The following is a 26,311-nucleotide window of genomic DNA, read 5'->3' on the forward strand; positions in this document are numbered from 1 at the left end:
TTCCAGCGGTGACTCATTCTCGGTCCCGGATCGTCACCCCCCGTCGCCGCACCACCTTTTCCCCAGCCGACTCGACCGAGAACTCGAGCAGATAGCTCCCCGGTGCCAGCCCGCCAAGAGCGACCGCCCGGCGCCAATGCACGGGTGAGACGACGTCCCCCAGCGATTCGCGAATGGTGATCTCCTCTCCTCGTCCGCCCAGCAGTCGCGCCAAACCTCCCCGTTGCCGACGAATGGTCAGCCGGATCGCCGCGTCGCGAAGCCGGGTCTCCCCGTAGAGCTCAGCGTACACCGTGAGCGTGTCCTGGGGAGCATAGACGCCGAGCACATCGAGCCAGGCGGTGTCTCGGGGCGTCGGTTGCCATGGCAGCGCCTGGGAAGGCCTGCCAAGAAGGAGCGCCGAGGCGCTGAGCCCTTGTCCACCGACCGAAGGCACCACAAGCGAGTCGACGGGGTAGACTGCTCCCACGGTGGGGGTGGCCTCGACCCCGAGGCGTACCAGCTGCCGACCGGGGGGCACGACAACCTCGGCGCGCAGCGCCACCATCCTGGCCTCGGCCGTTGGGCGATCGAGGTACTGCACGGTATCGAGGGTTGCGGTAGGGACACCCTTCCGGTCGAGGAAGACGGCGCGCACCGTGAGGGCCACCTTCCCTGCCCCTGGCAACGCTCTCAGGGCGGCAGCGTCGACGGCATACACCAGGTGGACCAGCGGCAGCGAATCGCGAACCCCGGCAGGGAGCCACTGGGCGTGGCCTGCAAGCAAGGTGGGATACTGACGCTCCCACGAATCTGTTCGGGTTGCGACGGCGACACTCCGACGACCGCGGACCCGCTCCTCTTCGGTGATCCAGTAAATGCTGTTGGGCCCGGCGCGAAGGAGGCGGGCCAGGCCAGGGAATTCATCGGCGCGACGCTGCAGCTGATCAAGGGCGACGTCGAGATCGAGGGCGTTCTCGACCAGGCGGAAATCGTCCTCATCGTCGGTCGCGACGAAGTGCAGCACCAGGTCGCCTTCCGGCCGATCGTAGCGCCAGCTCTCGTTCCCGGAATTGGCCTGGAGCGGATCGACCCGTCCCGCCGGGCGTGAGCGCGGCCAGACGACGCGTGCGGCCGGGGCACCGTGCCGCAGCCAGATGATGCCACGGTCGTCAAGCTCGGCGTCGCCACTGCGGTAGAGTTCGAAGCCCCAGCGGTAACGCCGCTTGAACGGCGGCAGCAGGAACTGTTGCCGGGCAATCGCCCAGCGCCGCAGATGTTCAGCGAGGCGGGACGCCGGCGACCGGAGATCGACCGCCGCACGCGCTGCCCAGAACTGGCGCAGCCATGTCACGCGGGCGGCACCGTGCGCCGCGTCGAACCCGCGTAACACCGAATCGTCGACTATCGGTTCGAGGTCCCGCCGCAGCATCGCCACTGACTCCGGATTGTCGCTCGCGGCTGCGTTGAAGTAGGCGCGCTCGACGGCGCTCGGCCCGCGAGTCAGTTCCTGCAGGGTGTCGCCGGTGAGCGGGAGGGTGCGGGCGAGCTCCACCCAGGCCACCGAGGGGTCGCGCGTCAGCGCCACCGCGCGAACGAATGCCTTTCGCGCCGAGTCGGGATTGCCCACCAGCCGCTCGAGCCGCCCCAGTTCGAGCAGCAGCGCCGGGTGCCATCCAGCCGGCGAGGCCGTCGCCGCGCGTGCCGCCTCGAGCGCCGGAAGCAATGGCGGACCGATGCGCTGTTGCAGCGCGGTCTGGGCGAAGCTGACCAGCCCCTCGACGAACATCGGATCGAGTCGCACGGCACGCGCGAAGGCATCGCCCGCCTTCCGCTCACGGTCGAGTCCGAGCATGGTCCAGAGTCCACCAGCAAACGCGCCGGCACGATTCGGGGCGAGCGCCTCGGCGAGCCCGAGGCCCAGCCATGGATACGGCCATTCGGGGCGAAGTTCGGCGGCCCACTCGAACTCGCTCGCAGCGTCGTCGATATCGGAGCGCTTGCTCGCCTCGACCAGGCGGAGCACGACGAAGCCGCGGCGGAGATGCAGGAGGGGATTGTCGCGCGCGACTTTCGCGTCGTCGAGCGCGCGCTCGGCCATGCAGTGCAGCAGCGCGGTGTCACGGATGGTGGCAAGCGAGTCGCGGTACTGCTGCAGCGCTGCCCGTTCTGCCGGTGACTGACCGTGGCTGGCAGCGGGGGCGAGGAGGCAAGCCAGGAGCAGCAATCGCGCACGCCCCGCCGAGCGGATCATTTGCTGATGACGAACGCCTGTCGGCGCACGACGCTCGCCCCCCCGATCGTCGAGACCGTGACCTCGAGGACGTACTCGCCGGACTTGAGCCGTTGCAGCGCCAGTTCGCGATGCACCGGCGCCACGCCACCGGGATGGGTCTGCGTAAAGCCGATCGCCAGGGCTGGCGTCCCACCGGATGCGACCAGGTCATCGGCGCGTCGGGTGACGGCGGTGTCGCCGGAGACACGATAGACGGCCATGTTGGTGCGATAACTGGTCCCTGCTGCGAGTCCGCTCACTTCGAAGTAGAGCTGCATCGGTTCGTGGGCGGCAAAGGTGCGCACGGGATTGACCCACACCGAATCGGTCGCAGTCTGCATCCAGCCGGCCTTGATGCTCCGCGCTCCGAGTACGATGTCCGAGAGCGCGAGCGATGATGCCACAGGCGGATAGACCGTGACGGACTGTCGCGGACTGATACTACCGCGGGAACCATTCTCGATCGCGACCCGCACGGTGTAGCGCCCGGGCGGAACCGTGAGGGGGAAACGGCCGACCAGATTCTGTCCCGAGTTCAGCAGGCCCTGGGTGCGCTGCGTACGGCTGGTATCGAGGGACGCCACCAGATTCCCCGCGCTGTCCAGCACGGAAGCGCGAATACGCACCGGGTAGCCATACCCGCCGCTGACTGGATCCCGCTGGGCCGCCACGCCACCGGCGCGCACCGCATAGACGATTTGCAGCGTGCCACCAATCTGGTCGCGGCCCACGGCAAGCACCTGCACCCGGGCGGTCAGCGGCAGCTCGTAGCGCAGCGCAAACGATCCCGGCATCGCGGCGCTGCGCACTCCGACCGCACGTTCGAGCGCCTGCAGCGACTCGGCCTTGGCCTTCCCTTCGCCGAGCATATCCCGGTACCGCTGGCTCACGTTCCAGCGCGAGAGCATCAGCTCCTGCGCGATCTGGGCACTCAGCTCGGCGCCATAGGTCTGCAAGGTGCGCGGCATCGTGTCGGAGTTCGGCGGGCGCTCGCCGTGCGCCGCGAACCAGCGGAACTGGTTGGTTCGCGCGAAGACGTCGAGAAGCGAGGGATATTCCCGGAAATCGGTATCGCCATCGAGTACGATGAAATGGAACAGCAACTCGGTGCCGTCAGGGCGATGATACGCCCAGCTTTCGTTGGGGGGGACGCCGACCAGGGTGACGACGGCCCGTTCGTCAGGTGCGCCATGCCGGACAAATACCAGCCCGCGCGCATCGAGTTCGTCACCCATCGCGAGCACCACCGGATCCACCCCTTTGGGATCGGCGAGTTTCTGCAGGCGAAACGTCCGTCGGGCGTAATCGAGGCGCAGATAGTGATCGCGCATCCGCTCGGCGATCGCGGGGAGCTTGTCAGGGTCCTGCGTGGACCAGTATCTACGCATCAGCGCGACGCGTTCGGCCGGCGTTCCGCGATCGAATGGCCCGAGGATCGAGTCGATTCCCAGGGTTGCAAGATCCCCGCGATACGCGGCGAGCAGGGTATCGGTCGCGCCTGCGAGTCCGGTGAACCAGGGCTCGACGCCGTCCAGACGCCCCACGATGAAGCGCGCCCGGGCCAGTTCGAAGTGCGCGACCGCACTGTTTGGTTGCAGGGCGAGCAGCGAGTCGAGCGGCTCCAGCGAGTTCTGCGCGGCGCCGAACTCGCGTTCGATGCGCGCCCGCGCCAGCAGGAGCTGCGGCGTCTTGCCGGCGCGCTGCGTCGCCAGCGCACGGAGCGTCTGCAAGGCGATCTTGCCGGCGCCTGCGTCACGAAACGCGATCGCACGCTCAGCGACGCGCAGGATGCCATCGACAAATTCCGGATCGAGCGAGGCACTCCGCACAAACGCGTCTGTGGCCCGATCGGTCATGCTGCGTCCGAACATCTCCCGCAAGCCATTCGTGAGCACGGATTCATTGGTCGCGAGGCCAAGCGTCGCGAGACCCATGCCGTGCCAGGCCCAGGGCCAGTCGGCGTGCGCGCGTTGGGCCTCCTCGAACCGCTCCAGGGCATCCTGATAGTGATCTGGTTTCCCGGTGACCTCGCCGAGCCGGATCGAAAGGAGTCCAGCGCGCAAGGGAACCAGCGCACGCGCGTCGGGGGTCACCATGGTCGTGGCGGTCCGGCTGTACATCCCCAGGACCACGGCGGTATCGACCTCGCGCTGGAGCGTATCCTGCCAGCGCCGAAGCGCGGCACGTGCGGCCGGCGACTGCGCCACCCCGGGCAGCGGGAACGCGAGGGTCAGGGCCAGAAGCGCGGGGGCAAGGCGCATTACGGCACGATGGTGAAGGTTCGGCGGCGCACAGTCTTGGCGCCTGCAGCAGTACTCACAGTGACATCGAGACTGTAACTCCCGGGCTTGAGCTTCTCAAGCGAGACCTCGCGCTGGACGGCATCGACGCCGCCGGGTCCCTGACGACCGTCGAACGCGAGCTTGATGGCCGCCCCGCCGCCGCCAAAGAGCTTCGAGAAGACCGACCCTCCCTTCGGTCGGGTCACCACCATTTCGACCCGATACGGAGATGACGGGGCAAGCCCACTGACTTCAAAGTAGAGCTGCAACGGATCGGTGCGCTTGAAGGTTCTGAGCGGATTGACCCACGCGGTATCGCCGCGCACGGTTCGCCAGGGAAGATTGACCGCCTTGCTGCCGAGCGCGAGGTCGGAGAGTCCGAGATCGGGACCGAGGGGAGACGCCACGCGCAGGGTGTCCCGGGTGCTGAGCAGTCCGCTCAGATCGCTTTCGAGCGCCAGTCGTATGGTGAAGGTGCCAGGTGGCACGCGGAGGGCAACTCGCCCAAGGAGATGCTGTTGCGGCGGTACGGCTGCGCGCGCCGAGAAACGTCGGATTGTGTCCAGCACCGCGATGGTCGAGCCGTCGAGCGACTGGACGCTGGCGCGCAACCGGATCACGTAGGCCACGCCCTGCTGCATCGGGATCGGCGTCAAGGCATTCCCGGGAATCGCAAAGGCGATCTGCAACTGGGGCCCGAGGGAATCCGAGCCAACGGCAAGGACATCCAGTTTTGCCGCGAGCCTGGTGCCGTACCGTAGCGGCCAGCTGTCGGTGTGGGTCCCGCGCGCAATGCTGCGTCGGCCCATGGCCTGCTCCTCGCTGATCATCTGGGACGCGCCACCACGACCCGCGTTCCTCAGGCGCGAATAGATCGGATGCATTCCTTCGCGCGAGCGAAGCAGCGCCTCGGCCGTGGGCGATGCCAGCAGCGAATCGCCGTTCCGCATTGTGATCGCCGTCTTGAAGCCCAGCAAATCGAAGATCGACTCGACGAGCCGGTAGTCCTGCACGTCCTGGCGTGCAACAAAGTGAAAGATCAGGTCGCCTTCGGTCCGCTTGTAATTCCACGACTCGTTCGGCTCGATACCGGGAGCGTTGTAGGTCGCTCGCTCGTCCGGAGGGCCATGACGCAGGTAGATGATGCCGCGATCGTCGTAGTCCGTCTGCCCAGAGCGATAGCGCTCGACGATGTCGAATTGCCGATTGACGGAGACCAGCCGGAAATTGCGGCGAACGAAATCGAGTCGCCGGTAGTGCTCACGAAGCCGCTCCCCCGACGAGTGCAACTCATCGCGGTCTCGCGATTCCCAGAAGCGCCGCACCAGGGCCGTCCGGGCATCGGGCCGCGCGCCATCAAACGCCTTGAGTGTGGAGTCCGGCATCAGGGTGCCGAGATCGCCGCGGTAGAGCACCAGCGCCGTGCTGTCGGCGAGTTGCAGGCCGCGATACCAGAGATCGACCGCCTCGCCACGGCCGATGAGGAATCGCGTTCGGGCAAGTTCGATCAGGGTGACCGGGTTGTTCCGGTCGCGCGCGTACAGGGTCTCGAACGCTGCCAGCGAGGAATCCGGTGAACCGACTTCGCGCTCGACCCGGCCCCGCGCGAGCAGGACCGCAGGATGCTGAGCTACCGCTGTGTGCGCCGCGCGCCGCAGCGCGGCCAGCGCCACATCGAGGCGGAAATTGATGCGCTGCTTGAGTGCGGTATTGGCGAGTTCGACCAGACCATCGACGAAGGCAGGATCGACCTCGGCACTCTTCGCAAAGGCATTCGCCGATCGCGTGAGCGCGTCCTTGCCCAGCATCGTCTGCATCCCCTGCACGACCGAGACCTGCGAATCGCCGACACCGAGTTCGGCGAGCCCGAGCCCGAGCCAGGGCAATGGCCATTTCGGTTCGATCCGGCTCGCCCACTCGAATTCCGACCCGGCATCGTCATAGTGCCCGTGGCCACCGAGGTCACCCATCCGGAGTGAAAGGAAGCCGAGGCGCAGATGGATCATTGCGCTGTCACGCTGGGTCTTCGCCACGTTGATCAGCCGCTTCTCGAGCGACTTCAGCGCGAACGAGTCGCGCACCGCGCCGAGCGAGTCACGGAAGGCCATGATCTCGGCCCGCTGCGTCGTGGACTGTGCCTGCAAGGCGCGTCCGGGCAGCATTGCCGAGAGGGCCGCAAGGAGCAGTCGCCAACGGAGCAGGTGCGATCGCCGAGTGCGCAAGGGTATTTCCTGGGGTCTGGGCTGGAGAGGAGGGATCACCTTCTGGGACGTCCGAGGCGGGTCGCCGTGGACATGGCCGATACCTGCCGCAGGAACGTGACAAGGCCGGAGAGGACTCCGTCGGCGTACCGGCGCTGCCCGGCCACAGTCCGGAGCGCCGCCTCCTGTTCGGGCACCATCAGGAACAATCCTTCGGCGAGCACCGCCGGATACCAGGTGGGTCGAACCAGCGCGAGGTCGCCTCGGGCGATGCCGAGGTCGCGGAGTCCGAGTGTCGCGAGCAGGCCCGCCTGGACAGCACGGGCGAGCGGCAGGGCGACCAGATGATTGTAGAACGTACTGGTCCCGTTGTTTGTTGCGGGATTGACCCCATCAGGCAGCGCGTTGTTGTGGATCGAGATCAGGACCTCCGCATTCACCGAGTCCGCGAGCGCGACACGCTGCCAGAGGCCGACGCTCTCCATTCCCTGCCGGGTCATCGTCACCCGGGCCCCCTGGGCCACCAGGCGATCGCGGAGCTGCCGGGCAATGGCGAGGTTGGCTTCCGGCTCACAGAGGCCGGTTGGACCGCAGGCGCCGATCGGAGGGTGTCCGGGATCGACTGCAATGTGGCGCCCCCGGAGCGGATGTGCAGGATCGATGGCGGGAGGTTCACGGAATTCGAACAGAAGGTCTGTGCCGGCGACACGCACGCGCCAGCCCCAGAGCAGGCGGTTGAAGCTGATATCGAGACCGATTCGATCGGCATCCTCCTGGCGCCAGGTGAGTGCGCGGACAAATTCGGTCCCGGTCCCGTACCGTGTCCAGTCGACGTCACCGACGGCGCCGAACAACGTGATATGGGCGCCGTCGGTCGCATCATCGACGCGCAGCGGCACCGGTCGCGAGAGCGGCACGCGCAACCGGGTGATTCCGGTGAGCGAATCGCGCGTGAGCACAAGCGAGCCCATGACGGCGAGTCGTGGATCATCAACGGCAGCAACCGAGTGCACATCCTCGAGCGGAACCCAGGCGATGGCGCCGTGATCAAGCCGGAGTCGCACGTCATTCCCGAATCGGGCATCAGCGCGCGCCACCGTTCCGTTGGGGAAGAAGAAGGAGTAGCTGCCGCCGATGACCCCACGGCCGATGACGGTCCGATCGGTGGTTCCGCTGTGCGGCAAGTCGTCGTTGAGCCGGACCCCTTGAGGCGACCTCGCCGTGCGGACGATAGTCACGGGCCAGGCAAGCAAGGTGGTGTCGGCGCCGACCACGATCTCCAGCATTGGCGGTGTCGCACGCGCGGTCGACAGGCGCGCGAGTAGCGATCCCGTGAGGCCGGTGTCCCCGGCGCCGCTGTCCAGCGTCGCGACGTAGCGATCACCACGAGAGGGAGTGGCGATCGAATCGGCGACGAAGCCGAGGCGGCGACCATCCGGGAATCGGAGCGTCACCCGCGCGCCGGCGGCGGCCCGAACCGTCAGCGGAAGCGCTTCTGCAGTGGGAAGCACGACTTCACCGATGGGGGAGAGCGAACCGCGGTCCACCCACGCCCCGGTGCGCCGCACCCACCCGGCGCGAGAGAGAGGAAGCTCCGCGTGCGCCGAGTCGGAGCCGCGTCGCGCTTCCAGCTGGAGCGAGAACGCCGAGTCGGGTGGGACTGCGACCCAGGCCAGCCAGGCACCGTTGGGCGCCACCGGGACCTTCTGGCCGTTGATTGTCAGAGAGGCCCGACCATCCCCTACCGTGCCGAAGAGGAAGGTGGAATCGCCCACCGCGATCGCGCTGCCCCGCCCGGGATAGCCCACGACAATCCCCAGCGGGCCCTGTCTGGCCGGGATCGGAGGTAGCTTGACCGGTCGGCGCGGACTCTGTCCGGCAGCGGCCGTGACCACCCCGAGTGCCAGCACCAAAACTGTAAAGTCCGTTCGCATCGTCACTTATGACCGTTTCGCGTTGACGCCTTCCGGCGTGGTTCCTATCTTCCCGGCAGTCCGGGCACTTGTCTCTACGCGGAGTTCGCCCCACGCAGCCGATCCGCTCGTCCATTTTCGCGCTCACCGACCGCGGCAAGACCCGGGACCACAACGAGGACACTTTCCTCGTGGCGGATCTGGCGACGGCGGAACCGGGTCGCAGTTCGCGTTTCGAAGAGCACCAGCTCGGCGAACGCGGCGCGATCTATCTCGTCGCCGACGGGATGGGTGGCGCGGCTGCCGGTGAGCTGGCCAGCGAAATGGCGGCGACCGAGATCCATCGCTACATGGCCGAAGCCTGGCGCGCCGATCCGGAAGTGAGCGAGACGCGCTTCACCCGTCACCTGCGCAACGCGGTCGAGCTCGCGAATCTCCACCTGCACGAGTATGCCCTCGAACATCCCGAGGTGCGCGGAATGGGCACCACCGCCACCGTGGCCGGTGTCTGGGCCGACCGACTCTACCTCGCCCAGATCGGTGATTCGCGCGCCTACCTCGTGCGCGACGGCGACGCCCGCCAGCTCACCCGGGATCAGTCGCTGACGCAGCGCCTGGTCGAGGTGGGCGAACTCACCGAAGAGGAAGCCGAGGCCAGCGAGCGACGCAACATCATCCTGCAGGCGCTCGGTCCGGATGAACGCGTCAAGGTCGACATCTCCTTTCAGCCATTGCAACGCGGTGACGTCCTCATCATCTGCAGCGATGGACTCTCGACCGTGGTGCGTCGCGACGAACTCGTGAGCATGGTCGCCGGCGAGCCCGACCTCAGTCGGCTCACGGATGGCCTCGTGCGCCTCGCCAATGAACGTGGCGGTCCCGACAACATCACCGTAGTGGCGGTGCGCTTCGACGGCGAAGGGCTGCCGCTCACGGCATCCGAGGCGCCGGGGTACCACGAGTTCCTGATCACCGACGAGCGCCCCGCCCTGCTCCCGACGGCTGCTTTCCCCGCCGCGAGCTTCCCGTCCGCACCCGCTGCGGTACTTCGATCGGGTTCACCGACCGGGATGGCACTCGTCGCCCTCTCGATCGTGATGCTCATCCTGGCGCTGATCCTCATCTTCTGATCAGGGCGGCGTCACCGCTCCAAGTACGCGCGGTCCCAGTGCTCCCGTCACCGTCGGCAAGTTGCCGGGCTGACCATGCAGTGTCAGCCACCCGAGCAACGCAAACGCCACCGCCTCCTTCGCATCCGCCGGAAAGAAGACCTCATCGAAGCGCCGCACGGTCGTGCCGAGTGCCGCCAGCCGCGCCGTGAGTTCCGCCATCAACACCGGATGATGCGTCCCGCCGCCCGCCGCGACGAGTTCCGGTGCGTTGGGGAGCTGATCCCGACAGAATCGCACCACGCTTTCCACCGTGAGCGCCACCGCCGTGCGAACGCCATCAGGACCAGGAACGCGCTGGTGCAGCGCCGACGCGAAGCCCTGACCGAAGAGTTCCCGTCCGGTGCTCTTCGGAGCGGGCAGCGCGAAGAAAGGATTCGCGAGCAACTCGGCGAGGACATCCTCGTGCACGCGTCCGCGCATGGCGAGCGCGCCATCGAGGTCGAACGGAACCGTCGGATCGACGAGCCGTGCCACGGCATCGATCACCGCAACGCCCGGCCCGGTGTCGCCACCGGCCACACCATCGAGTCGTGCCCGCCGTTCGACCCACGTCACGTTGGCCATGCCGCCGAGATTCAGCAGCAGGCGCGGATGATCGGTCGCACCGAAACAGAGTGCGTCCACGAGCGGTACCAGCGGTGCGCCCTGCCCACCCGCCGCGACGTCGCGCGCACGGAAGTTGTGGACCACACGCACCCCGAAGCGCTCGGCCAGGATCGCCGGCTCGCCGAGTTGCCAGGAGACCAGCGGCGGCTCGTGCCACATGGTCTGGCCGGGAAACGCGATTCCCGCGAGCGTGTCGGCGCGAACGTGCGCGGCCAGGAGCACCGTGTCCACGGCCTCTGCGGCCCACTCGGCGATCGACGCGTGCAGTCGTGCGACATCGGCGAGTGCACCACCGGCAAGCGCGGCCTCAATGCGTTGGCGCTCCTCCGCCGTGTAGGCACGGTGCGCAAAGGCCAGCAGCTCGAGATTCGTCGGCCCCTGGATGCGCACGAGCGCAGCATCCACGCCGTCGAGCGAGGTCCCGGACATCAGTCCCACCATCAGCATTGGCGCTTCACTCATCCTGGGGCGACCTCCGGTGGGGGACCGACAATTGCCCGGAGGCGACGGTCCACTTCGGTGAGACGCGCCTCGGCGCCGGCGGCATCGAGGTGATCGTGGAGCATCACGATGGCGGTGCGAACCCGTCCGTCGGCATCGCGAAGCACAGTGGCGGCCTGCTCGCGCGAGACACCGAGCACCTCCATGACGATCCGCTCGCCACGTTCGCGCAGCTTCGCGTTGGTTGCCTGCAGATCGACCATCAGGTTGCCGTAGGTCTTGCCGATGCGGATCATCGCCCCGGTGGTGAGCGTGTTGAGCACCAGCTTGGTCGCGGTACCGGCCTTGAGACGGGTGGAGCCGGTCACGATTTCCGGTCCGACATCGACGTGAATGATCACATCGGTGTGGGGCACGACATCAGGCGATGGCGTCGCGCAGGTCACGAAGATGGTCGCGGCCCCAAGTTCCTTCGCGCGAGCGATGGCACCTCGCACGAACGGTGTGGTTCCGCTCGCCGCGATGCCGACGAGTACATCGTTGACACCGAGCATCCGCTCATCGATCGCTGCGGCGCCCGCATCACGATCGTCTTCCGCGCCTTCGACCGAGCGCACCAGGGCGTCGTAGCCGCCGGCGATGATCCCCTGCACTAGCGACGGTGGCGTCCCGAAGGTGGGAGGACACTCCGAGGCGTCGAGCACCCCGAGCCGCCCCGACGTCCCGGCACCGATGTAACAGAGCCGACCGCCCCGCCGGAAGGCGGTCTCGACCAGCGTCAGGCCACGCGCGATTGCCGCCGACTCGCGCCCCACCGCGAGGGGCACCGTGCTGTCCTCGGCCACGAACAATGCGACCAGCTGCTCGGCGTCAAAGGTGTCGACCGCGACAGAGTGCGGGTTGCGGCGTTCCGTGGCGCGGATCGAGGCGGCAGGATCGGTCATCGGGGAACCGGGACGGCGAGTGGCGGGAGGAGACTGGACGCTTAAGTTACGACCTGCCCGACAGGGCAACAACTCCATCTCCCCGACATTGCCGCATCCCGAGGTCGCCGTGATTGCTGTCCGCCGCCCGTGGCTTACCCCGTTGCTCCTGCTGTGCGCCCTGGTCGCCACCGCCGCGCCCGCACAGCAGCCGACCATTCTCCCGAGCAGCTGGCGCTTCGCCGGCAAGGCACGAGTGGCCGAAGGCGACCACGCGATGGTCGCCTCCGGCTCGCCGATCGCAAGCGATGTCGGCCGCGACATCATCAAGCAAGGGGGCAATGCCGTCGATGCTGCCGTTGCCGTCGGCTTCGCACTCTCCGTGGTCCATTCGCAGGCCGGTAACATCGGCGGCGGTGGCTTCATGGTGATGCGGATGAAGAATGGCAAGGTGTACACACTCGACTATCGCGAGACCGCACCAGCGAAGGCCTCGCGTGACATGTATCTCGATGCCAAGGGCGAACCGTCGGAGAAGAGCCTCTATGGTGCGCTTGCGTCGGGCGTGCCGGGTTCGGTCGCGGGCATGCTCGAAGCACACCGGCGCTTCGGCCGGCTCTCGCTCACGCGAGTCATCACGCCGGCCATCAAGCTCGCCGCCGACGGCTACCTCGTCGATGACTATCGCTCGCGCTCGTTCCGGAGCGCGATGGACCGCCTCAAGCAGTACGATGGTTCGGCGAAGGCCTTCCTGGTCGATGGCAAGGAGCCGCAGCCGGGAACGATCTTCAAGCAACCCGATCTGGCGCGGACGCTGCGCGCGATTCGTGACCACGGGCGCGACGGCTTCTACAAGGGATGGGTCGCCAAGGCGATCGTCGACGAAATGGCGCGCGGCGGCGGCATCATCACCGCCCGGGACCTCGCGAGCTACACCGCCAAGTGGCGCGAGCCAATCAAGATCAACTACCGCGGCTTCACGATCTGGTCGATGCCACCGGCGTCGTCGGGTGGCGTGACTCTCGCGATGATCCTCAACGTCATGGAAGGGTATTCGCCGCTGCCGCCATTCGGCTCGACCGCCCTGCTGCACCGTGAAGCCGAAGCGATGCGGCGCGCGTTTACCGACCGGAACCGTTTCCTCGGCGACCCGGACTTCGAGAAGCTCGACCTCCCGCGCCTGCTGTCGAAGACGCACGCGGCCGAGATGCGCGCCGGGATCGATCCGCTGCACGCGACCCCGACCCCGGCCTTCGACCCGAGCATTCGCGACGGCAGCAGCACCACGCATTACTCGGTTGTCGACGCCGAAGGGAACGCGGTCTCCACCACCACGACACTGAACAATTCGTACGGGTCGCATGTCGTCGTCTCGGGCGCCGGCTTCCTGCTGAACGACGAGATGGACGATTTCGCTACGGCGCCAGGCAAGCCCAACATGTACGGCCTCGTGCAAGGCGAGATCAACGCCATCAAGCCGGGCAAGCGAATGCTCTCGGCGATGACGCCGAGCATCCTGGTCAATCCCCAGGGTTCGCTCGAGATGGTCGTGGGCACCCCGGGTGGACCGACCATCATCACCCAGGTGTACCATGTGCTGAGCAACTACATCGATCACCACATGACGCTGGCAGATGCCATTTCGGCGCCCCGCCTCCATCACCAGGCGCTGCCCGACCGGATTCAGCTCGAGTCAGGCGGCTTCGCGGAAGCGGTGATGGACTCGCTCAAGGCGATGGGCCACCAGATCCGGTTGGGCGGTGGCGGCGATGTCGAAGGGATTGTGCGGCTGGGAAAGCGCTGGCAGGGGGTGAGTGACCCCCGCCTTGGCGGGGGCCCCTCGGGGTACTGATTTCCGTTAGCGGGAGAAGTCGTCCCGCAACGTGAGCGTGACGCTGTTGCCGGCGTGCACGATGATGTCGCGATTGGCGCTCTTCGCGGCAATCGCACCGCCGGCAGCGGCACCACCGACGGCACCGATGATGGTGCCCGTCTTGCCACCGATGACGCGACCCACGATGGCGCCTGCGGCTGCACCAGCGCCGGTCTTGGCTACTTCCTCAACGCCGACGTTACGCGCCTTCATCTCGTAGGCGTAGTCTGACGCATTTGCCGAGATCGGATACGACGAGCCGTTGATTTCGACACTCCGCGCCGACATCGCGAGCGTTCCCTTCTCGCCACGATTCTTGGCCTGAGCAATATCGGTCACCGCGAGCGTCACGATCGAACCGGCCGGAATCACGACCCGCCCATTCGCCCCGGTCACATCATTGCTGACGCGAACGCGGATCTGGTCGCCGACCTTGGTGTAATGCGAATGGACCGAGTCGATGGCCGAGGCGGTGAAGGACGAGCCCGATGCGAGCACGCCGGAGCGTGACGCAGGGGCCGCCGGAGCAGGCGCGGGGGCCGGCGCGGGCGACGGATTGCGCACCACCGGCTTGGGCGTCGGCTTCTTGGCAACGTAGACGGTCTCGGGCTTCACTGGCTTCAGCGCCGTGTCACCGAGTGGCTGGGCATCCCCGATCGGGACCAGCGAATCCCGCGCAGCCATGCTGTCGCGTGCGGCCAGCGCATCGGCCTTGTCCTTGCCACATCCGCCAATGGCCAGCACAGCCAGGGTGAGGATGGTCAGTTTCCCGTTCATGAAATGCTGCTCCTGCGTGAAGGTTGAACCGTTCCTGCCTACATTGCCGGGATGCGAGCGTTGCGTCGACTCCTCCCGTATTTCCGTCGCTACCCGAGGACCTATCTCGTCGGGTTTGCCTGCCTGCTCTGCTCCAATCTCTTCGCAACCCTCGGTCCGCGCTATGTCCAGCACGGCATCGATGCGGTCATCGCCGGCTCCACCACCAAGGTTCGCACTGCGGCCCTCTGGGTCATCGGCCTTGCCGCACTCGGAGGGGCGCTCCGCTTCGGGATGCGCCTGCTCCTGAATGGTGTGTCACGCCGAGTCGAGACGGACCTGCGCGACGACCTCTTTCGCCATCTGATGAGTCTGTCGGCGCCTTTCTACCAGCGGCATCCTGTCGGTGACCTGATGGCTCGCGCCACCAACGACCTGCTTGCACTGCGAATGGTCGCCGGTCCGGCCGTCATGTACCTGGTCGACACTACCGTCCGAACCGCGATGATCGTCCCGGCAATGCTTGCCATCTCGCCGTCCCTCACGCTCTGGGCTCTGCTGCCGACCCTGGGCCTGCCCCTGGCCATGGTGGTACTCGGCGGCGAAGTGCATCGCCGATCGATGGCCGTGCAGGATCACTTCGGCGACATCTCGGCATTCGTCCAGGAACATCTCGCCGGTATTCGAATCGTGCGGGCCTACGCCCAGGAGTCGGCGGAGAGCACCGTGTTCCACGGCCTCGACCGCGAATACATTCGCCGCAACCTCGCCCTGGCGCGCGCCCAGGGCTTTTTCAATCCGCTGCTCGGGATGCTCGGCGGCATCGGTGCCGTGATCGCGCTGGTCCTCGGCGGTCAGGGCGTCCTCAGCGGGAAGATCTCGGTCGGCGGCTTCGTCGCCTTCGGAGTCTATCTCGCTACACTGGTGTGGCCGATGATCGCGCTCGGTTGGGCGATCTCGCTGCTCCAGCGCGGCGATGCGGCTGCGTCCCGAATTGAAGCACTATTCGCGGTGACGCCCGACGTGACCTCCCCGACACAAGCGACGTTGCTTCCCGCAACCTCTGGGCCCCGCCGCGTCACCTTCGAGGGCGTCTGGTTTCGCTACCCGGGCGCCGAGGAAAGGGGCTGGGTGCTGCGGGATCTTTCGTTTGATCTGCCGGCGGGCCAGGTGCTCGGAATCGTAGGGGCCACCGGCAGCGGCAAGTCCACGATCGGCGAATTGCTGGTGCGCAGCTATGATCCGGAGCGGGGTCGCATACTCCTCGATGACATCGATATTCGCTCCTTGACCCTCGCCGATCTGCGGGCCGCCATCGGCGCGGTGCCGCAAGAGACTTTCCTCTTTTCCGATACTCTGCGCGGGAATGTCCTGCTAGGTGCGCCCGACGACGGTCGCCTCGACGCTGCAGCGGCCACTTCACAGCTCGCCGCGGCATTGCCGGATCTCCCCAACGGTTGGGACACGATGCTGGGTGAGCGCGGCATCAATCTGTCGGGCGGTCAGCGGCAGCGGGCAGCGATTGCGCGTGCGCTGGTACGCGACCCCGCGGTGCTCGTGCTCGACGATGCGCTCAGTGCGGTCGATTCCCACACCGAGGCAGAGATACTCGCGGCGATGCGATCGGCGATCGTCGGCCGGACTGCGCTGATCATTTCGCACCGCTTCTCGGCGGTGCGCGAGGCGGACCAGATCTTGGTACTCGCCGATGGCGTGATCGTCGAGCGCGGCACGCACCCGGAGCTGATGGCGCGCGGCGGCCGGTACGTCGGGCTGTTGGCCCGCGACGAACTCGAGGTGGCCGTCAGCGAGGAGGCCTAGCGGGCCGACTCAGACGCGCTCGAGGATCCAGGCGGGGGTGATGGACTGCAGCGCTGCTGCGAGCCGAGAGAGCTGCCCGCTCACGAGAAGAATTCCCACGATCACCAGCACGACGCCGCTCACGCGTTGCACCCACGGCATCCACCTGCGGAACTTGACGAACCAGGTCCGGAAGGAGTCGAGGGCAAAGGCGGCGAGGAGGAAGGGCACGGCGAGTCCGGCGGAGTAGGCCGCGAGCAGCGCCACGCCGCGCGAAACACTGGCACTGGCACTCGCGAGTCCGAGAATGCCGCCAAGGATCGGCCCGAGACACGGCGTCCAGCCGGCCGCGAACGCCATCCCTACCAGCAACGAGCCGAGGAATCCCATCGGCTTCCGGTCGATGTGCATCCGCTGATCGCGATCGAGCAGCCCGACCCGGATGAGCCCCATGCTGTAGAGCCCGAAGAGAATCAGCATCACGCCGCCCACGCGCGCGATCCATTCGCGATGGTACTTGAGCGTGGCGCCGAGCGCGGTTGCCCCGGCTCCGAGTGCAATGAACACGAGGGAGAAACCGACGACGAAACAGAGCGCATGCAGCACGGCCCAGTGCCGCTTGTCGCTCATTTCGTCCAGGGTCATGCCGGTGAGGAACCCGATGTAGCTCGGCACCAGCGGCAGAACGCAGGGCGAGAGGAAGGAGAGCAGCCCTGCCACGAATGCCACGGCCGGTCCGAGGGTCGCTTCACCGGTCATCGAGTGCGTCCTGCGCGGGCCAGCGCGCCGTAGTCTGCTTCACGACAGGCGCGACAGAGGCCGTGTACCTCGACGCGATGCCGCTGATATTGAAAGCCATGTTCGTCGGCAACAATGGGGAGGATTCGCTCGAATCGCTCGGTCGAAAATTCGGTCACGCCGCTGCAGCGTCCGCAGATGAGATGGCCGTGCTGGCCGCCGCCGGCCGTGGCTTCGTAGCGCTTGAACCCTTCACCAAAATCGTGCGAGCGCACCAGGCCGCTCTGCAGCAGCACCTCGAGGGAGCGATAGATCGTGGCGGTACCCACCCGGAGTTGCTGGTCCTGCAGGAGTCGCTGAATCTCCTCGACCGACAGGTGCGCCGTACTGTCGAAGATGGTCCGCGCCACGAGATCGCGCTGGCGGGTGACCGGCAGATGGCGGTCCCGCAGCCACCGGCGGAACCGCTCCAGCAATTCCCGGCGCGAGGCCTCATTCTCCGGTTTCATCCACCTCGACCGCGACCGGTGCGACCACCGGCGGGAACCAGAGTGCCACGTCGACCGGTGTCGGCGGATCTTCATCGTCGGCGCGGACCGGCACGAGTGCGAGCAGTTCGTGGAGCGCGTCGAGTGGACCGCTGCCGACTTCTTCAAGGTGCGCCTCGAATCCGCCGCGCTGCTTCCCCTTGATGGTCGCCACGTAGCGCGCGGTGTGAATGATGCGCCGGTCGCCATCGATCGTGCTGAGAACGGCGGTGCCGAATTCACGATAGTCGCGCCGCAATACGCGGAAGACCCAGACGCCATCGATCGCATCGACCGCGAGTCGCCCGGTGAGCCAGAGCGCGAGCCGCTCCCAGTGCGCCCCCTCCCCGGGGCCCGTCGGGGTCAACGAGGAGAGCATTGTTCGACGTAGCTGCGGAGCACGTGCATGAAGTCCTGCGCGTTGGTAACGACCCCGAAGGCCTGATGGGTACCACGATCCCGCAATTTGTTCACGACAAACTCCGTCTGGTCGACACAGATGGTCATCAATGGCTCGGGGTGGCCGTCGATGGTATGCGTATGAAATGCCGGCAGCATGTTGCCGACCGCGATTGCGTGCAGCGCCGTGGCAATGAAGACGGCGCCAGTGGCTCTGACGGTGTGCGCCCGCATCGCGTCCTGCGCCATCAGGGCATCCGTGATCACTCCCGGGAGCGGGCCGTCGTCGCGGATCGAGCCGGCGAGCACATAGGGTACCCCATGGGTCACCAGCGCGTGCATGATACCCGCTCCAACCAGCCCGGTCGACACCGCCTGTTCGATCGAGCCGAGGGTGCGCACGGCATTGATCGCCCGCATGTGCGTGCCGTGGCCGCCGGCGGTGGGGCGGCCGCTGTTGTCCATGCCGAGCGTGGTGCCGAAGATCGCCGCCTCGATATCGTGCACGGCGACGGCGTTCCCGGCGAGGACCGCCTGCACGAAGCCCTGCCGGATGAACCATTCGAAATCGGATCGCGCGCGAGAATGTACCAGGGCTGGTCCGGCCACCCAGACGACGTAGCCGCCGCCGTCGCGCTCGGCCACCAGCCGAGCCGCCAGGTCCTCATAGTTCACCGGACGTTCGCGCGAGACCTCGGTGCTCATGAAGCCGAACTCGTTGGCGCCCCGGGCGCCGCGGAGGAATCCCTCGGTGTGGACCACCACGCCATCGCTGCCGTGCTCATCGATGCCGACGAGCACCAGATCGCCCCGCGCTACCAGGCGCGGCTCCAGCGTCTCTACCGTCGCGCCGCGCCGCACGAGGCAGCAATCCATTCGGGGTCGGGTCGGTGCGACCCACCCGGACTCGAGCTGGACGTAGGTCGGCAGGTTGGACGTCGGGAAAAACTGCTCCGGGAGGACGCCCGGCGCAGGCGCGGCCGTGAAGCGCGCCAGGGGCGCGCCGGCAAACGGGGGCAGGGTCACATCGGGGAGCCAAGTCATCGGGCCAAAGCTAGGCCGCTCGTGGGAGGTGGGACAAGGCAACTGGCGGCCAGCGATCGTGGCCCGGGCGGTGTATGATCGTTGATGCCGCTCGCCATGCGCACTGTGCTGCTGCTGATCGCCGCCTTCCCCGCTACTCTCCTGGCCCAGGGTGCGGACACCGCCCGACGGCTGACCGAGCTCACGGTCACCGTCACCCGGACCCCTGAGGCGCTCAGCCGGCTCGGCGCCTCGGTCACGGTACTCGACAGCGCCGCGCTGCGACGCGGCCGGATTGCCCCTGGACTCGACGAGGCACTCGCCTTTGTTCCAGGGCTCATCACCGGCAATCGGTGGAATTACTCGGTGGATCAACGCCTGACCATCCGCGGTTTCGGTGCGCGCGCCAATTTCGGCGTTCGCGGGATCAAGGTGATTCTCGACGGCGTACCGCAGACCCTCCCTGATGGCCAGAGTACCCTCACCAACCTCGATCTCAGTCAGGTCACCCGCGTCGAGGTGCTGCGCGGCGCGGCTTCGGCACTCTACGGCAACGCGTCGGGCGGTGTGCTCACCTTCCGTTCGAGCATCGTACCAGCGGCACCGTGGCACCTCGAGGGGCGAGCGGAGGGTGGCAGCTTCGGGAGCGCCAAGGCGCAGCTTGTCGCTGCGGCCCGGCTCGGCAACCTCGGCGTCACGGCGACCGGCTCCCGGTTCACGACCGATGGCTTCCGACAGCACAGTCGCGCCGAGCAGCAACGGTATTCACTCGGTGCCGACTGGTTTGCGAGCGGAACGACCACACTTTCCTTCCGACTCGCTGCGGCGAACGACCCGCGTGCCGAAAACCCCGGGGCACTTACCGAGGGCGAGCTCGCTGCCCGACGCGACTCCGCCGCTGCGAGCAATATCCTGCGCGGCGCGGATAAGGAGGTGAAGCAGACTCAGGGTTCCCTGGGTATCCACCACGAGAACGGACACTGGCAGGTGGACGCGACGACCTGGACTGTCGGGCGCGATCTCGAGAATCCCCTCGCGACGCCCCCGCCTGCCCCGGTCACGTCCACGAGCGGCACCTATGTCAGCATTGATCGACGCGTCTGGGGCGGCCGGGCCTCTGCGACCGTAGATCTTGGCGGGCCGCGACTGACCACCGGACTCGACCTGCAGACGTTGCGCGATGACCGAATCAATCAGCGATCGGCAGCCGGCGTCCCGACCGGGGTGAAGCTGCTCGATCAGCGGGAGCGAGTCACCGAATTCGGACCGTTCGCACAACTACTCTGGCCAGTGGAGCGCCGAGTGGTGCTCCGTGCAGGCGTCCGCCATGATGCATCCCGCTTTCAGGTGAACGACGCGTTTCTCGCCGACGGCGACGCCAGCGGGCGTCGGACGCTCGCGTCGTGGAGCGGAAACATCGGCGTCAGCCTGGAGTGGTCGCGCCACTTCACCGCCTGGACCAGCGTGGCCACCACCTTCGAGACTCCGACCACGACCGAACTCGCGAATCGACCGGCAGGCGATGGCGGATTCAATCCCGACCTTGACCCGCAGCGCAGCGTCAGCGAGGAGGTCGGCATTCGTGGCGACCATCATCGGCTGCGCTTCGAGATCGCGCTCTTTCGCACGACCACCCACGACGCAATCGTGCCGTGGCGAGAAGTTGGCGGCCGGAGCTATTTCCGCAACGCGGGCGCCACGCGGACCAGCGGCGCCGAAGCGAGCGGCACACTCACGCTCCGCTCAGGGCTCTCGCTGTTCGGCACCTGGACGTGGACCCATGCGGTCTTCACGAACTACCGCGTGCAGGATGGTGCCTCCGTCGATACCCTGGATGGGCACCGACTCGCCGGGCTGCCCCCGCACGTCGTACGTCTCGGGCTGCGAGGAAATGTCGGCAGGGGAATGACCATCGACCTCGACCATGCCTTCACGGCGGCACAATTCGCCGACGACGAGAATTTGCTGAAGGTGAGCGGATGGGGCGGTGGCGTCACGGGTGCCCGGCTGGCGTGGCACCGCGCCTCGGTCGAACCGAGCGTCGAGCCGTTCATCGCGATTACGAATCTCTTTGATCGACGCTATGTCGGTTCGGTGACGCTCAACGGCGCCGGCGGCCGAGTGATGGAGCCCGCCGCCGGTCGCGCGATCTATGCGGGGCTTACCGTTGGAGTGAGCGGCAAGTAGAAGCTAGAGACGAGTGACTAGAGACTAGAGATTGGAGAAAAGCCAATCGAGAGGAGAGACCAGGAAGGGCAGTGGCCCTCTCTAGTCGCTAGTCTTTAGTCTCTAGTCTCTAGTCACTCGTCTCTAGTCTCTCTAGTCCCTCTCCTGCACCCCAAACACCACCGCCGCGAGCACGCCCCCCACCAGCGGCCCGACGATGTACAGCCAGAGCTGATCGAACGATCCGCTGCCCAGCGTGGCGTTGATGAGCGTCGGACCAATGCCCACCGCAGGATTGAACGCGCCACCTGAAATCGGCCCGCCAGCGAAGGCACCGGCCGTCACGGTCAGGCCGATTGCGACCCCATAGTACGAGTTGCCGCTGGTCGCCTTGTGGGTTGCCACGTTCAGCACCACCAGAGCGAGTGCGAAGGTGAAGAGCACTTCGATCAGCAAGGCAGACATCACCGAGACACCATCTCCCATCGCGGGGGCAAAGGTTTTCCCGACGATGAGGTGCACCGCCGCGGCGGCAGCCGTACTTCCGAGCAGCTGCGCGACGACGTACGGCACGAAGTCGGCATTCGGCAGCTTCCCGCGCAAGACCATCGCCAGCGACACGGCCGGGTTGTAGTGTGCGCCCGAGATGTGGCCACCCATGTAGACCATGACCACCAGCGCGGCGCCGATCGCGATTGGCGCAAAGGGCGAGCCGGCCGTGACGGTGAGGCCGATGGTGAAGACAAGGAAGAACGTCCCGATGAACTCGGTGAGGAGCTTCTTCATGGAGCCTCCGTTGGGAAGGAATTGACGACGGCGATAAACTAGCGCCCGCGTGTCACGAACGCGACCGGTCAGAGCAAGGAGACCGGATCGCGATCCACGAAGATCCGCACCTCGCCCCGTGCGGCGGCGAGCCGGGGGGAGGCCGTGCGTACCCAGCGACCCAGCGCCTCGGCCGGCCCCTTGAGAATGAGGTGCACCCGCCAGCGCTCCTTGATCCGCTCGATGGGACAATCGGCGGGCCCAAGCACAATGACCGGCAACCCGGTGCGGGCGAGACTCCGCTCACACCACTCGGCCAGGGAGAGCGCGCGCTTCATCACATCGAGCCGCTCTGTACCACTCAGCACCACGTGCACAAGACTGGTGTGCGGTGGATACGTCGGCGAGCGGCGAAGCTCTGCCTCAGCGGCCAGAAAGCCCTCGGCATCGTGCCGCGACGCGAAGGCGAGTGCGGGATGCTCTGGCTGGCGTGTCTGGACGAGGACGCGACCACCCTTCGGCCCTCGCCCAGCACGACCCGCCACCTGCGCGACGAGCTGGAAGGTGCGCTCGGCCGCGCGAAAATCGGGGAGGTGCAGTGCCGTGTCGGCATCAACGACACCGACAAGCGTCACGTTCGGAAAATCAATCCCCTTCGCGATCATCTGTGTCCCCAGCAGAATGTCGACCTCACCACGACCGACTCGCTCGAGGATCCGGTGATGGGACCATTTGGCCGATGTGCTGTCGAGATCCATCCGGGCGACCCGCGCCGCCGGAAAGCGTTCGGCGACCAGTCGCTCGAGCTGCTGCGTTCCCGCGCCGAGCGATCGCATCGTCGTGGCCGTACACTTCGGGCAGCTCTCGGCGACCGGCTCGCGGTGATCACAATAGTGGCAGCGTAGCTCCGGCGGATGCCGATGCAGGGTGAGCGAGATGCTGCAGTTGGGGCAGTCAATCACCTCGCCACAGGTGGTGCACTGCAGGAACGACGCCCACCCGCGCCGGTTGAGCAGGAGCAGGACCTGTTCGCTCCGTGCGAGCGCCATGGTGACCGCTGCATCCAGTGGCTCGCTCCAGGCGAGCATGCCGGCGCCGGCAACAGACGGCACGGTGCGCAGATCGACCAGCTCGACTGGCGGCATCGGCCGGTCACCGACGCGACCTGGCAGCCGGACGATCCTCCCGGTGGCCTCCGCGCGTGTCCAGCTCTCGAGTGAGGGGGTGGCCGAGCCATACACGACCGTGGCACCTTCGAGCCGCGCGCGCATCATCGCCACCTCGCGGGCGTGATAGCGCGGCGTCTCGCCGTTCTTGTAGCTCGCCTCGTGCTCCTCGTCGAGGACGATGACTCCCAGATCGCGCACCGGAGCGAAGATTGCCGAGCGCGCCCCGACGGCGACGCGCCGCTCCCCGCGACGCAGCGCGCGCCACGCGTCGGCGCGCTCGCCATCGGAGAGGCCACTGTGCAAGACCGCGACTTCGTCACCAAACATGCCGCGGACCCGGGCCACCGTCTGCGGCGTCAGTGCGATTTCCGGCACGAGGATCAACGCGCCACGCCCCGATTCGAGGGCAGTGCGGATGTGTTCGAGGTATACCAGGGTCTTGCCCGACCCGGTCACACCGAACAACAGCGCCGACTCGCCCACAGGAATCGCGGCAAGCGCGGCGAGCGCCTCACGCTGCACCACCGAGAGCGTCGGCGGTGGGGCGCTTACCGGCAAGTCGGCAAACGGGTCGCGGGCCGACTCTTCGTCGGCGATCGAGGCAAGGCCGGCGGAGACGAGCGCTGTCAGCGGGCTCTCGGTGGTGCCGGTCGCCTGCAACAATTCGCGCACGGTCGCGCGACCGCCGCGTTCCTCCAGCGCCTCGTAGATGAGCCGCTGCTTCGGCGCGCGCTTGAAGCGGCGGTCGCGCTCCAGCAGTGAGAGCGGATCGCCAGCCAGCGTCACGGCGCGGATCGTCGCCACGCCACCACCGGTATCCGGCGGACGCACCTGGAGTTCGACGGCACCGACGCGCTGAAGCCGGTCGGCAACATCCCACACCGGCTTCTTGAGTGCGCGTGCAGCTGCCGCGATCGATGCCCGGCCGCCGCGGTCGCGGAGAAAGTCGAGCAGCGTCCCGGCCGTGCCGCCCAGCTGTGGCGGGTACTGTTCGGTGAGCACCAGCTCGATCGAAGATTGTCCCCAGAGTGCTCCCGGAAGCATCGCCCGGAGCACCATCCCCAATGGAGTGCCGTAGTAGCGGCCGACCTGGGCCGCGAGCGCGAGGAGTGCGACGGGCACCGCCGGTACGTCGTCGGGGACTGCGAGGAGTTCGCGGGTGGCCATCGACGGGGCCGGAACATCGACGGCCACGATGATTCCGACGAGTTCGCTGCGTCGCACCGGAACGACAACGCGCGCCCCGGGGAGCGCGCGGTCAGCCAGTGTCGCGGGGATCTGGTAGGCGTACGGCTCGGCGAGCGGGAGCGGCAGCGCGACGTGCGCGTACCGCTCCGTCATCGTCGCGTGACGCCGAGGCCGGGGGTTGTCGGCAACACCACCTGCCCCCCGGCAATGCTGGCCCCGGCGAAGGGGTCATCGCGCAACAACGCCGCACCATCGAGATCCACGATGTCGACCAGCGGTGTGAAATGCGCGGCGCCGGTGATGCCGAGCGACGATTCGATCATGCACCCCACCATCACCATCATGCCGTGCGTTCGCGCCACGGCGATCATCCGCAGCGCCTCACGCAAGGAGCCGCACTTCGCGAGCTTGATGTTGATGCCGTCGACCCGGCCGGCGAGGGCCGGAATGTCGGCGGCGGTCACGCAGCTCTCGTCGGCGATGAGCGGGATGCGCGCATGCCGACGAATGTGGGCGAGGCCATCGAGATCGGTCGGGGCCACGGGCTGCTCGAGTACGGTGACGCCGAACTCCTCAAGCACCGGCAGCATGCGCACGGCGTGCGCTGGCGTCCAGCCGCAATTCGCGTCGACGCGCAGCTCCTTGCTGGTGGCGCCACGGATGGTCTGCAGCAATTCGAGGTCGTTCGCCGACCCGAGCTTGATCTTGAGAATGGGATACTCGCTGGCCTCGGCCACCTTCTGCCTGAGCATCGCCGGGGTATCGATTCCGATCGTGAAGGTGGATTGCGGTGCGGCCGCGCGGTCGAGTCCCCAGAGCTGCCAGAGCGGGACGCCAAGCCGCTTGCCCACCAGGTCGTGCAAGGCCATCGAGATCGCCGCGCGTGCGGCCGCATTGCGTCGCAGGGCGGTTTCGAGCGCTGCTTCAATGTGCTCCAGCTGCATCGGGTCGTCGCCCAGATGCGCGGCGTACGTGGTGAGCGCGGCTTGCAACGTGTCGAGGGTCTCGCCGTAGAACCGCGTCGCCGCCGCCTCCCCCCATCCCGTGACGCCATCGGCATCAGAAATCTTCACCATGACCGTGCGATACTCGCTCTGCCCGCCGCGCGCGATGATGAACGGGTGGCGGGTATGCAGCGTGAGGACTTCGGTTTCCAGACGGAGAGTCATGGTGGTTTCGTGGCTCGAAGGTGGAGGAGTACCGAAAGCTAATCCCGGCCGGAAGTCAGGCGAGCGCCGCGACCGTCGCGAGGACCCCGGCCGCGAGGCGGGCCGGCGCGTAGCCCCCTTCCATCAACGCCACGATGGGTACCGCCGGGAAGCGCTCTCGCAGTCGGAGCGTCCAGGTGGCATAGTCGGCCGGTTCGAGGGTGAAGCCCCCGAGCGGGTCGTTGAGCATGGCATCGTAGCCGGCCGAGATCAGGATGACATCGGGGGTCCAATGGTGGGTGGCCACCGTCACGCCATGCCACAATGTCTGGACGTAGTCCGCTGCCAGCAGCCCGGCGGGAAGGGGAAGATTGAAGCAGTTCCCTACCCCGCGTTCGTCGGCGGCACCGGTGCCCGGATACCAGGGCCACTGATGCATCGAGATAAAGCGCGTGTCGGCCTCGTTCTCCACCATCGCCTGCGTCCCATTCCCGTGGTGGACATCCCAGTCGATGATGAGCGCGCGCTGCCGTCCGAGTTGCCGCGCAGCAGACGCGAGCACAGCGACGTGATTCACGAGACAGAAGCCCATCCCCGATTCCGCCAGCGCGTGATGCCCCGGTGGACGAATCGCGGCGAAGGCGTGACCGCTGCCGGAGTGGGCATACTCGAGTGCGGCTAGCGCGGCCCCGGAGGCCCCCAGCGCCGCCTCCCAGCTCCCCGGCCCCACAGGAGTATCAGGGCCGAAGTTGCCGTGGCGGGCCGCCCGAGGGGCGATCGATTCGAGATAGCTGCGCGAGTGTCGCGAGGTAAGCTGGTCGAGCGTCGCCGGCTCGGCTTCGACGACCTCGATGCGGGGAGCCTGCGAGAGCGCGGCGAGCACGGTCGCGAGTCGAGCCGGGCGTTCGGGAAAACCCGGACCCGGCTCGTGGAAGGCACAACTGGCAGCTGTGAATACCTGCAAGCG

General features: G+C 67.1%; 19 protein-coding genes. 4 read left to right on the top strand and 15 right to left on the bottom strand.

Annotated elements, in window-relative coordinates:
- Positions 1 to 13 precede the first annotated feature (13 nt).
- The 4 genes from V4558_00880 to V4558_00895 are packed head-to-tail and all read right to left on the bottom strand — an operon-like array spanning position 14 to position 8,647.
- Complete coding sequence (locus tag V4558_00880) at positions 14 to 2,233, bottom strand: hypothetical protein (GenBank protein MES2304028.1); 2,220 nt, start codon at positions 2,231 to 2,233, stop codon at positions 14 to 16.
- Entirely contained in the window at positions 2,230 to 4,515 is a 2,286-nt protein-coding gene (locus V4558_00885; GenBank protein MES2304029.1) for a hypothetical protein, read from the bottom strand. Before V4558_00885 ends, V4558_00880 begins: the two co-directional genes overlap by 4 nt.
- Positions 4,515 to 6,758 carry a GWxTD domain-containing protein gene (locus V4558_00890; protein ID MES2304030.1) on the bottom strand — a complete coding sequence of 748 codons (2,244 nt, stop codon included), beginning with the start codon at positions 6,756 to 6,758 and terminating at the stop codon, positions 4,515 to 4,517. Before V4558_00890 ends, V4558_00885 begins: the two co-directional genes overlap by 1 nt.
- A gap of 35 nt (positions 6,759 to 6,793) precedes the next feature.
- Positions 6,794 to 8,647: an N-acetylmuramoyl-L-alanine amidase gene (locus tag V4558_00895; protein ID MES2304031.1), complete on the bottom strand. Its 1,854-nt coding sequence runs from the start codon at positions 8,645 to 8,647 to the stop codon at positions 6,794 to 6,796.
- A 92-nt stretch (positions 8,648 to 8,739) separates the two neighbouring features.
- Here V4558_00895 and V4558_00900 point away from each other — a divergent pair, with 92 nt between their 5' ends.
- Complete coding sequence (locus V4558_00900; protein MES2304032.1) at positions 8,740 to 9,780, top strand: protein phosphatase 2C domain-containing protein; 1,041 nt, start codon at positions 8,740 to 8,742, stop codon at positions 9,778 to 9,780.
- On the opposite strand, the gene V4558_00905 is transcribed toward V4558_00900, so the two are convergent.
- Both V4558_00905 and murQ read right to left on the bottom strand, forming a co-directional pair.
- The gene (locus V4558_00905; protein MES2304033.1) at positions 9,781 to 10,890 is read right to left on the bottom strand and encodes an anhydro-N-acetylmuramic acid kinase; all 1,110 of its coding nucleotides are present in this window, start codon (positions 10,888 to 10,890) and stop codon (positions 9,781 to 9,783) included.
- Positions 10,887 to 11,813 carry an N-acetylmuramic acid 6-phosphate etherase gene (murQ, locus tag V4558_00910; GenBank protein MES2304034.1) on the bottom strand — a complete coding sequence of 309 codons (927 nt, stop codon included), beginning with the start codon at positions 11,811 to 11,813 and terminating at the stop codon, positions 10,887 to 10,889. The genes V4558_00905 and murQ overlap by 4 nt, the downstream gene beginning before the upstream one ends.
- 109 nt (positions 11,814 to 11,922) lie before the next feature.
- Here murQ and ggt point away from each other — a divergent pair, with 109 nt between their 5' ends.
- Positions 11,923 to 13,644, top strand: a complete 1,722-nt coding sequence (ggt, locus tag V4558_00915) for a gamma-glutamyltransferase (GenBank protein ID MES2304035.1) — start codon at positions 11,923 to 11,925, stop codon at positions 13,642 to 13,644.
- A 6-nt stretch (positions 13,645 to 13,650) separates the two neighbouring features.
- Here the strand turns inward: ggt and V4558_00920 are convergent, their stop codons facing one another.
- Entirely contained in the window at positions 13,651 to 14,442 is a 792-nt protein-coding gene (locus V4558_00920; GenBank protein ID MES2304036.1) for a hypothetical protein, read from the bottom strand.
- 51 nt (positions 14,443 to 14,493) lie between these two features.
- Between V4558_00920 and V4558_00925 the strand changes: the two genes are divergently transcribed.
- Positions 14,494 to 16,242, top strand: a complete 1,749-nt coding sequence (locus tag V4558_00925) for an ABC transporter ATP-binding protein (GenBank protein ID MES2304037.1) — start codon at positions 14,494 to 14,496, stop codon at positions 16,240 to 16,242.
- 9 nt (positions 16,243 to 16,251) lie between these two features.
- On the opposite strand, the gene V4558_00930 is transcribed toward V4558_00925, so the two are convergent.
- From V4558_00930 to V4558_00945, 4 genes are read right to left on the bottom strand one after another with little or no spacing between them, the layout of a single operon-like run.
- Positions 16,252 to 16,980: a cytochrome c biogenesis protein CcdA gene (locus V4558_00930; GenBank protein ID MES2304038.1), complete on the bottom strand. Its 729-nt coding sequence runs from the start codon at positions 16,978 to 16,980 to the stop codon at positions 16,252 to 16,254.
- The gene (locus V4558_00935) at positions 16,977 to 17,468 is read right to left on the bottom strand and encodes a Fur family transcriptional regulator (protein ID MES2304039.1); all 492 of its coding nucleotides are present in this window, start codon (positions 17,466 to 17,468) and stop codon (positions 16,977 to 16,979) included. Before V4558_00935 ends, V4558_00930 begins: the two co-directional genes overlap by 4 nt.
- Positions 17,452 to 17,865: a hypothetical protein gene (locus V4558_00940; GenBank protein ID MES2304040.1), complete on the bottom strand. Its 414-nt coding sequence runs from the start codon at positions 17,863 to 17,865 to the stop codon at positions 17,452 to 17,454. Before V4558_00940 ends, V4558_00935 begins: the two co-directional genes overlap by 17 nt.
- Positions 17,850 to 18,929 (bottom strand): hypothetical protein, encoded by a 1,080-nt coding sequence (locus V4558_00945; protein ID MES2304041.1) that lies wholly within the window; start codon positions 18,927 to 18,929, stop codon positions 17,850 to 17,852. The genes V4558_00940 and V4558_00945 overlap by 16 nt, the downstream gene beginning before the upstream one ends.
- 84 nt (positions 18,930 to 19,013) lie before the next feature.
- On the opposite strand from V4558_00945, the gene V4558_00950 reads away from it, so the two are divergent.
- Entirely contained in the window at positions 19,014 to 21,095 is a 2,082-nt protein-coding gene (locus V4558_00950; GenBank protein MES2304042.1) for a TonB-dependent receptor, read from the top strand.
- Positions 21,096 to 21,227: 132 nt separating this feature from the next.
- Here the strand turns inward: V4558_00950 and V4558_00955 are convergent, their stop codons facing one another.
- The 4 genes from V4558_00955 to V4558_00970 all read right to left on the bottom strand — a co-directional run bounded on the left by V4558_00955 (position 21,228) and on the right by V4558_00970 (position 26,308).
- Positions 21,228 to 21,860, bottom strand: a complete 633-nt coding sequence (locus V4558_00955; protein MES2304043.1) for an MIP/aquaporin family protein — start codon at positions 21,858 to 21,860, stop codon at positions 21,228 to 21,230.
- Between the two features lie 68 nt (positions 21,861 to 21,928).
- The gene (gene priA / locus V4558_00960) at positions 21,929 to 24,349 is read right to left on the bottom strand and encodes a primosomal protein N' (GenBank protein MES2304044.1); all 2,421 of its coding nucleotides are present in this window, start codon (positions 24,347 to 24,349) and stop codon (positions 21,929 to 21,931) included.
- Positions 24,346 to 25,365, bottom strand: coding sequence for a dipeptide epimerase (locus V4558_00965; GenBank protein MES2304045.1), 1,020 nt, complete (start codon positions 25,363 to 25,365; stop codon positions 24,346 to 24,348). Before V4558_00965 ends, priA begins: the two co-directional genes overlap by 4 nt.
- A 55-nt stretch (positions 25,366 to 25,420) precedes the next feature.
- Positions 25,421 to 26,308: a histone deacetylase gene (locus V4558_00970; protein MES2304046.1), complete on the bottom strand. Its 888-nt coding sequence runs from the start codon at positions 26,306 to 26,308 to the stop codon at positions 25,421 to 25,423.
- Positions 26,309 to 26,311 lie beyond the last annotated feature (3 nt).

It is taken from the genome of Gemmatimonadota bacterium (assembly GCA_040388535.1).
Taxonomy (GTDB): domain Bacteria; phylum Gemmatimonadota; class Gemmatimonadetes; order Gemmatimonadales; family GWC2-71-9; genus Palsa-1233.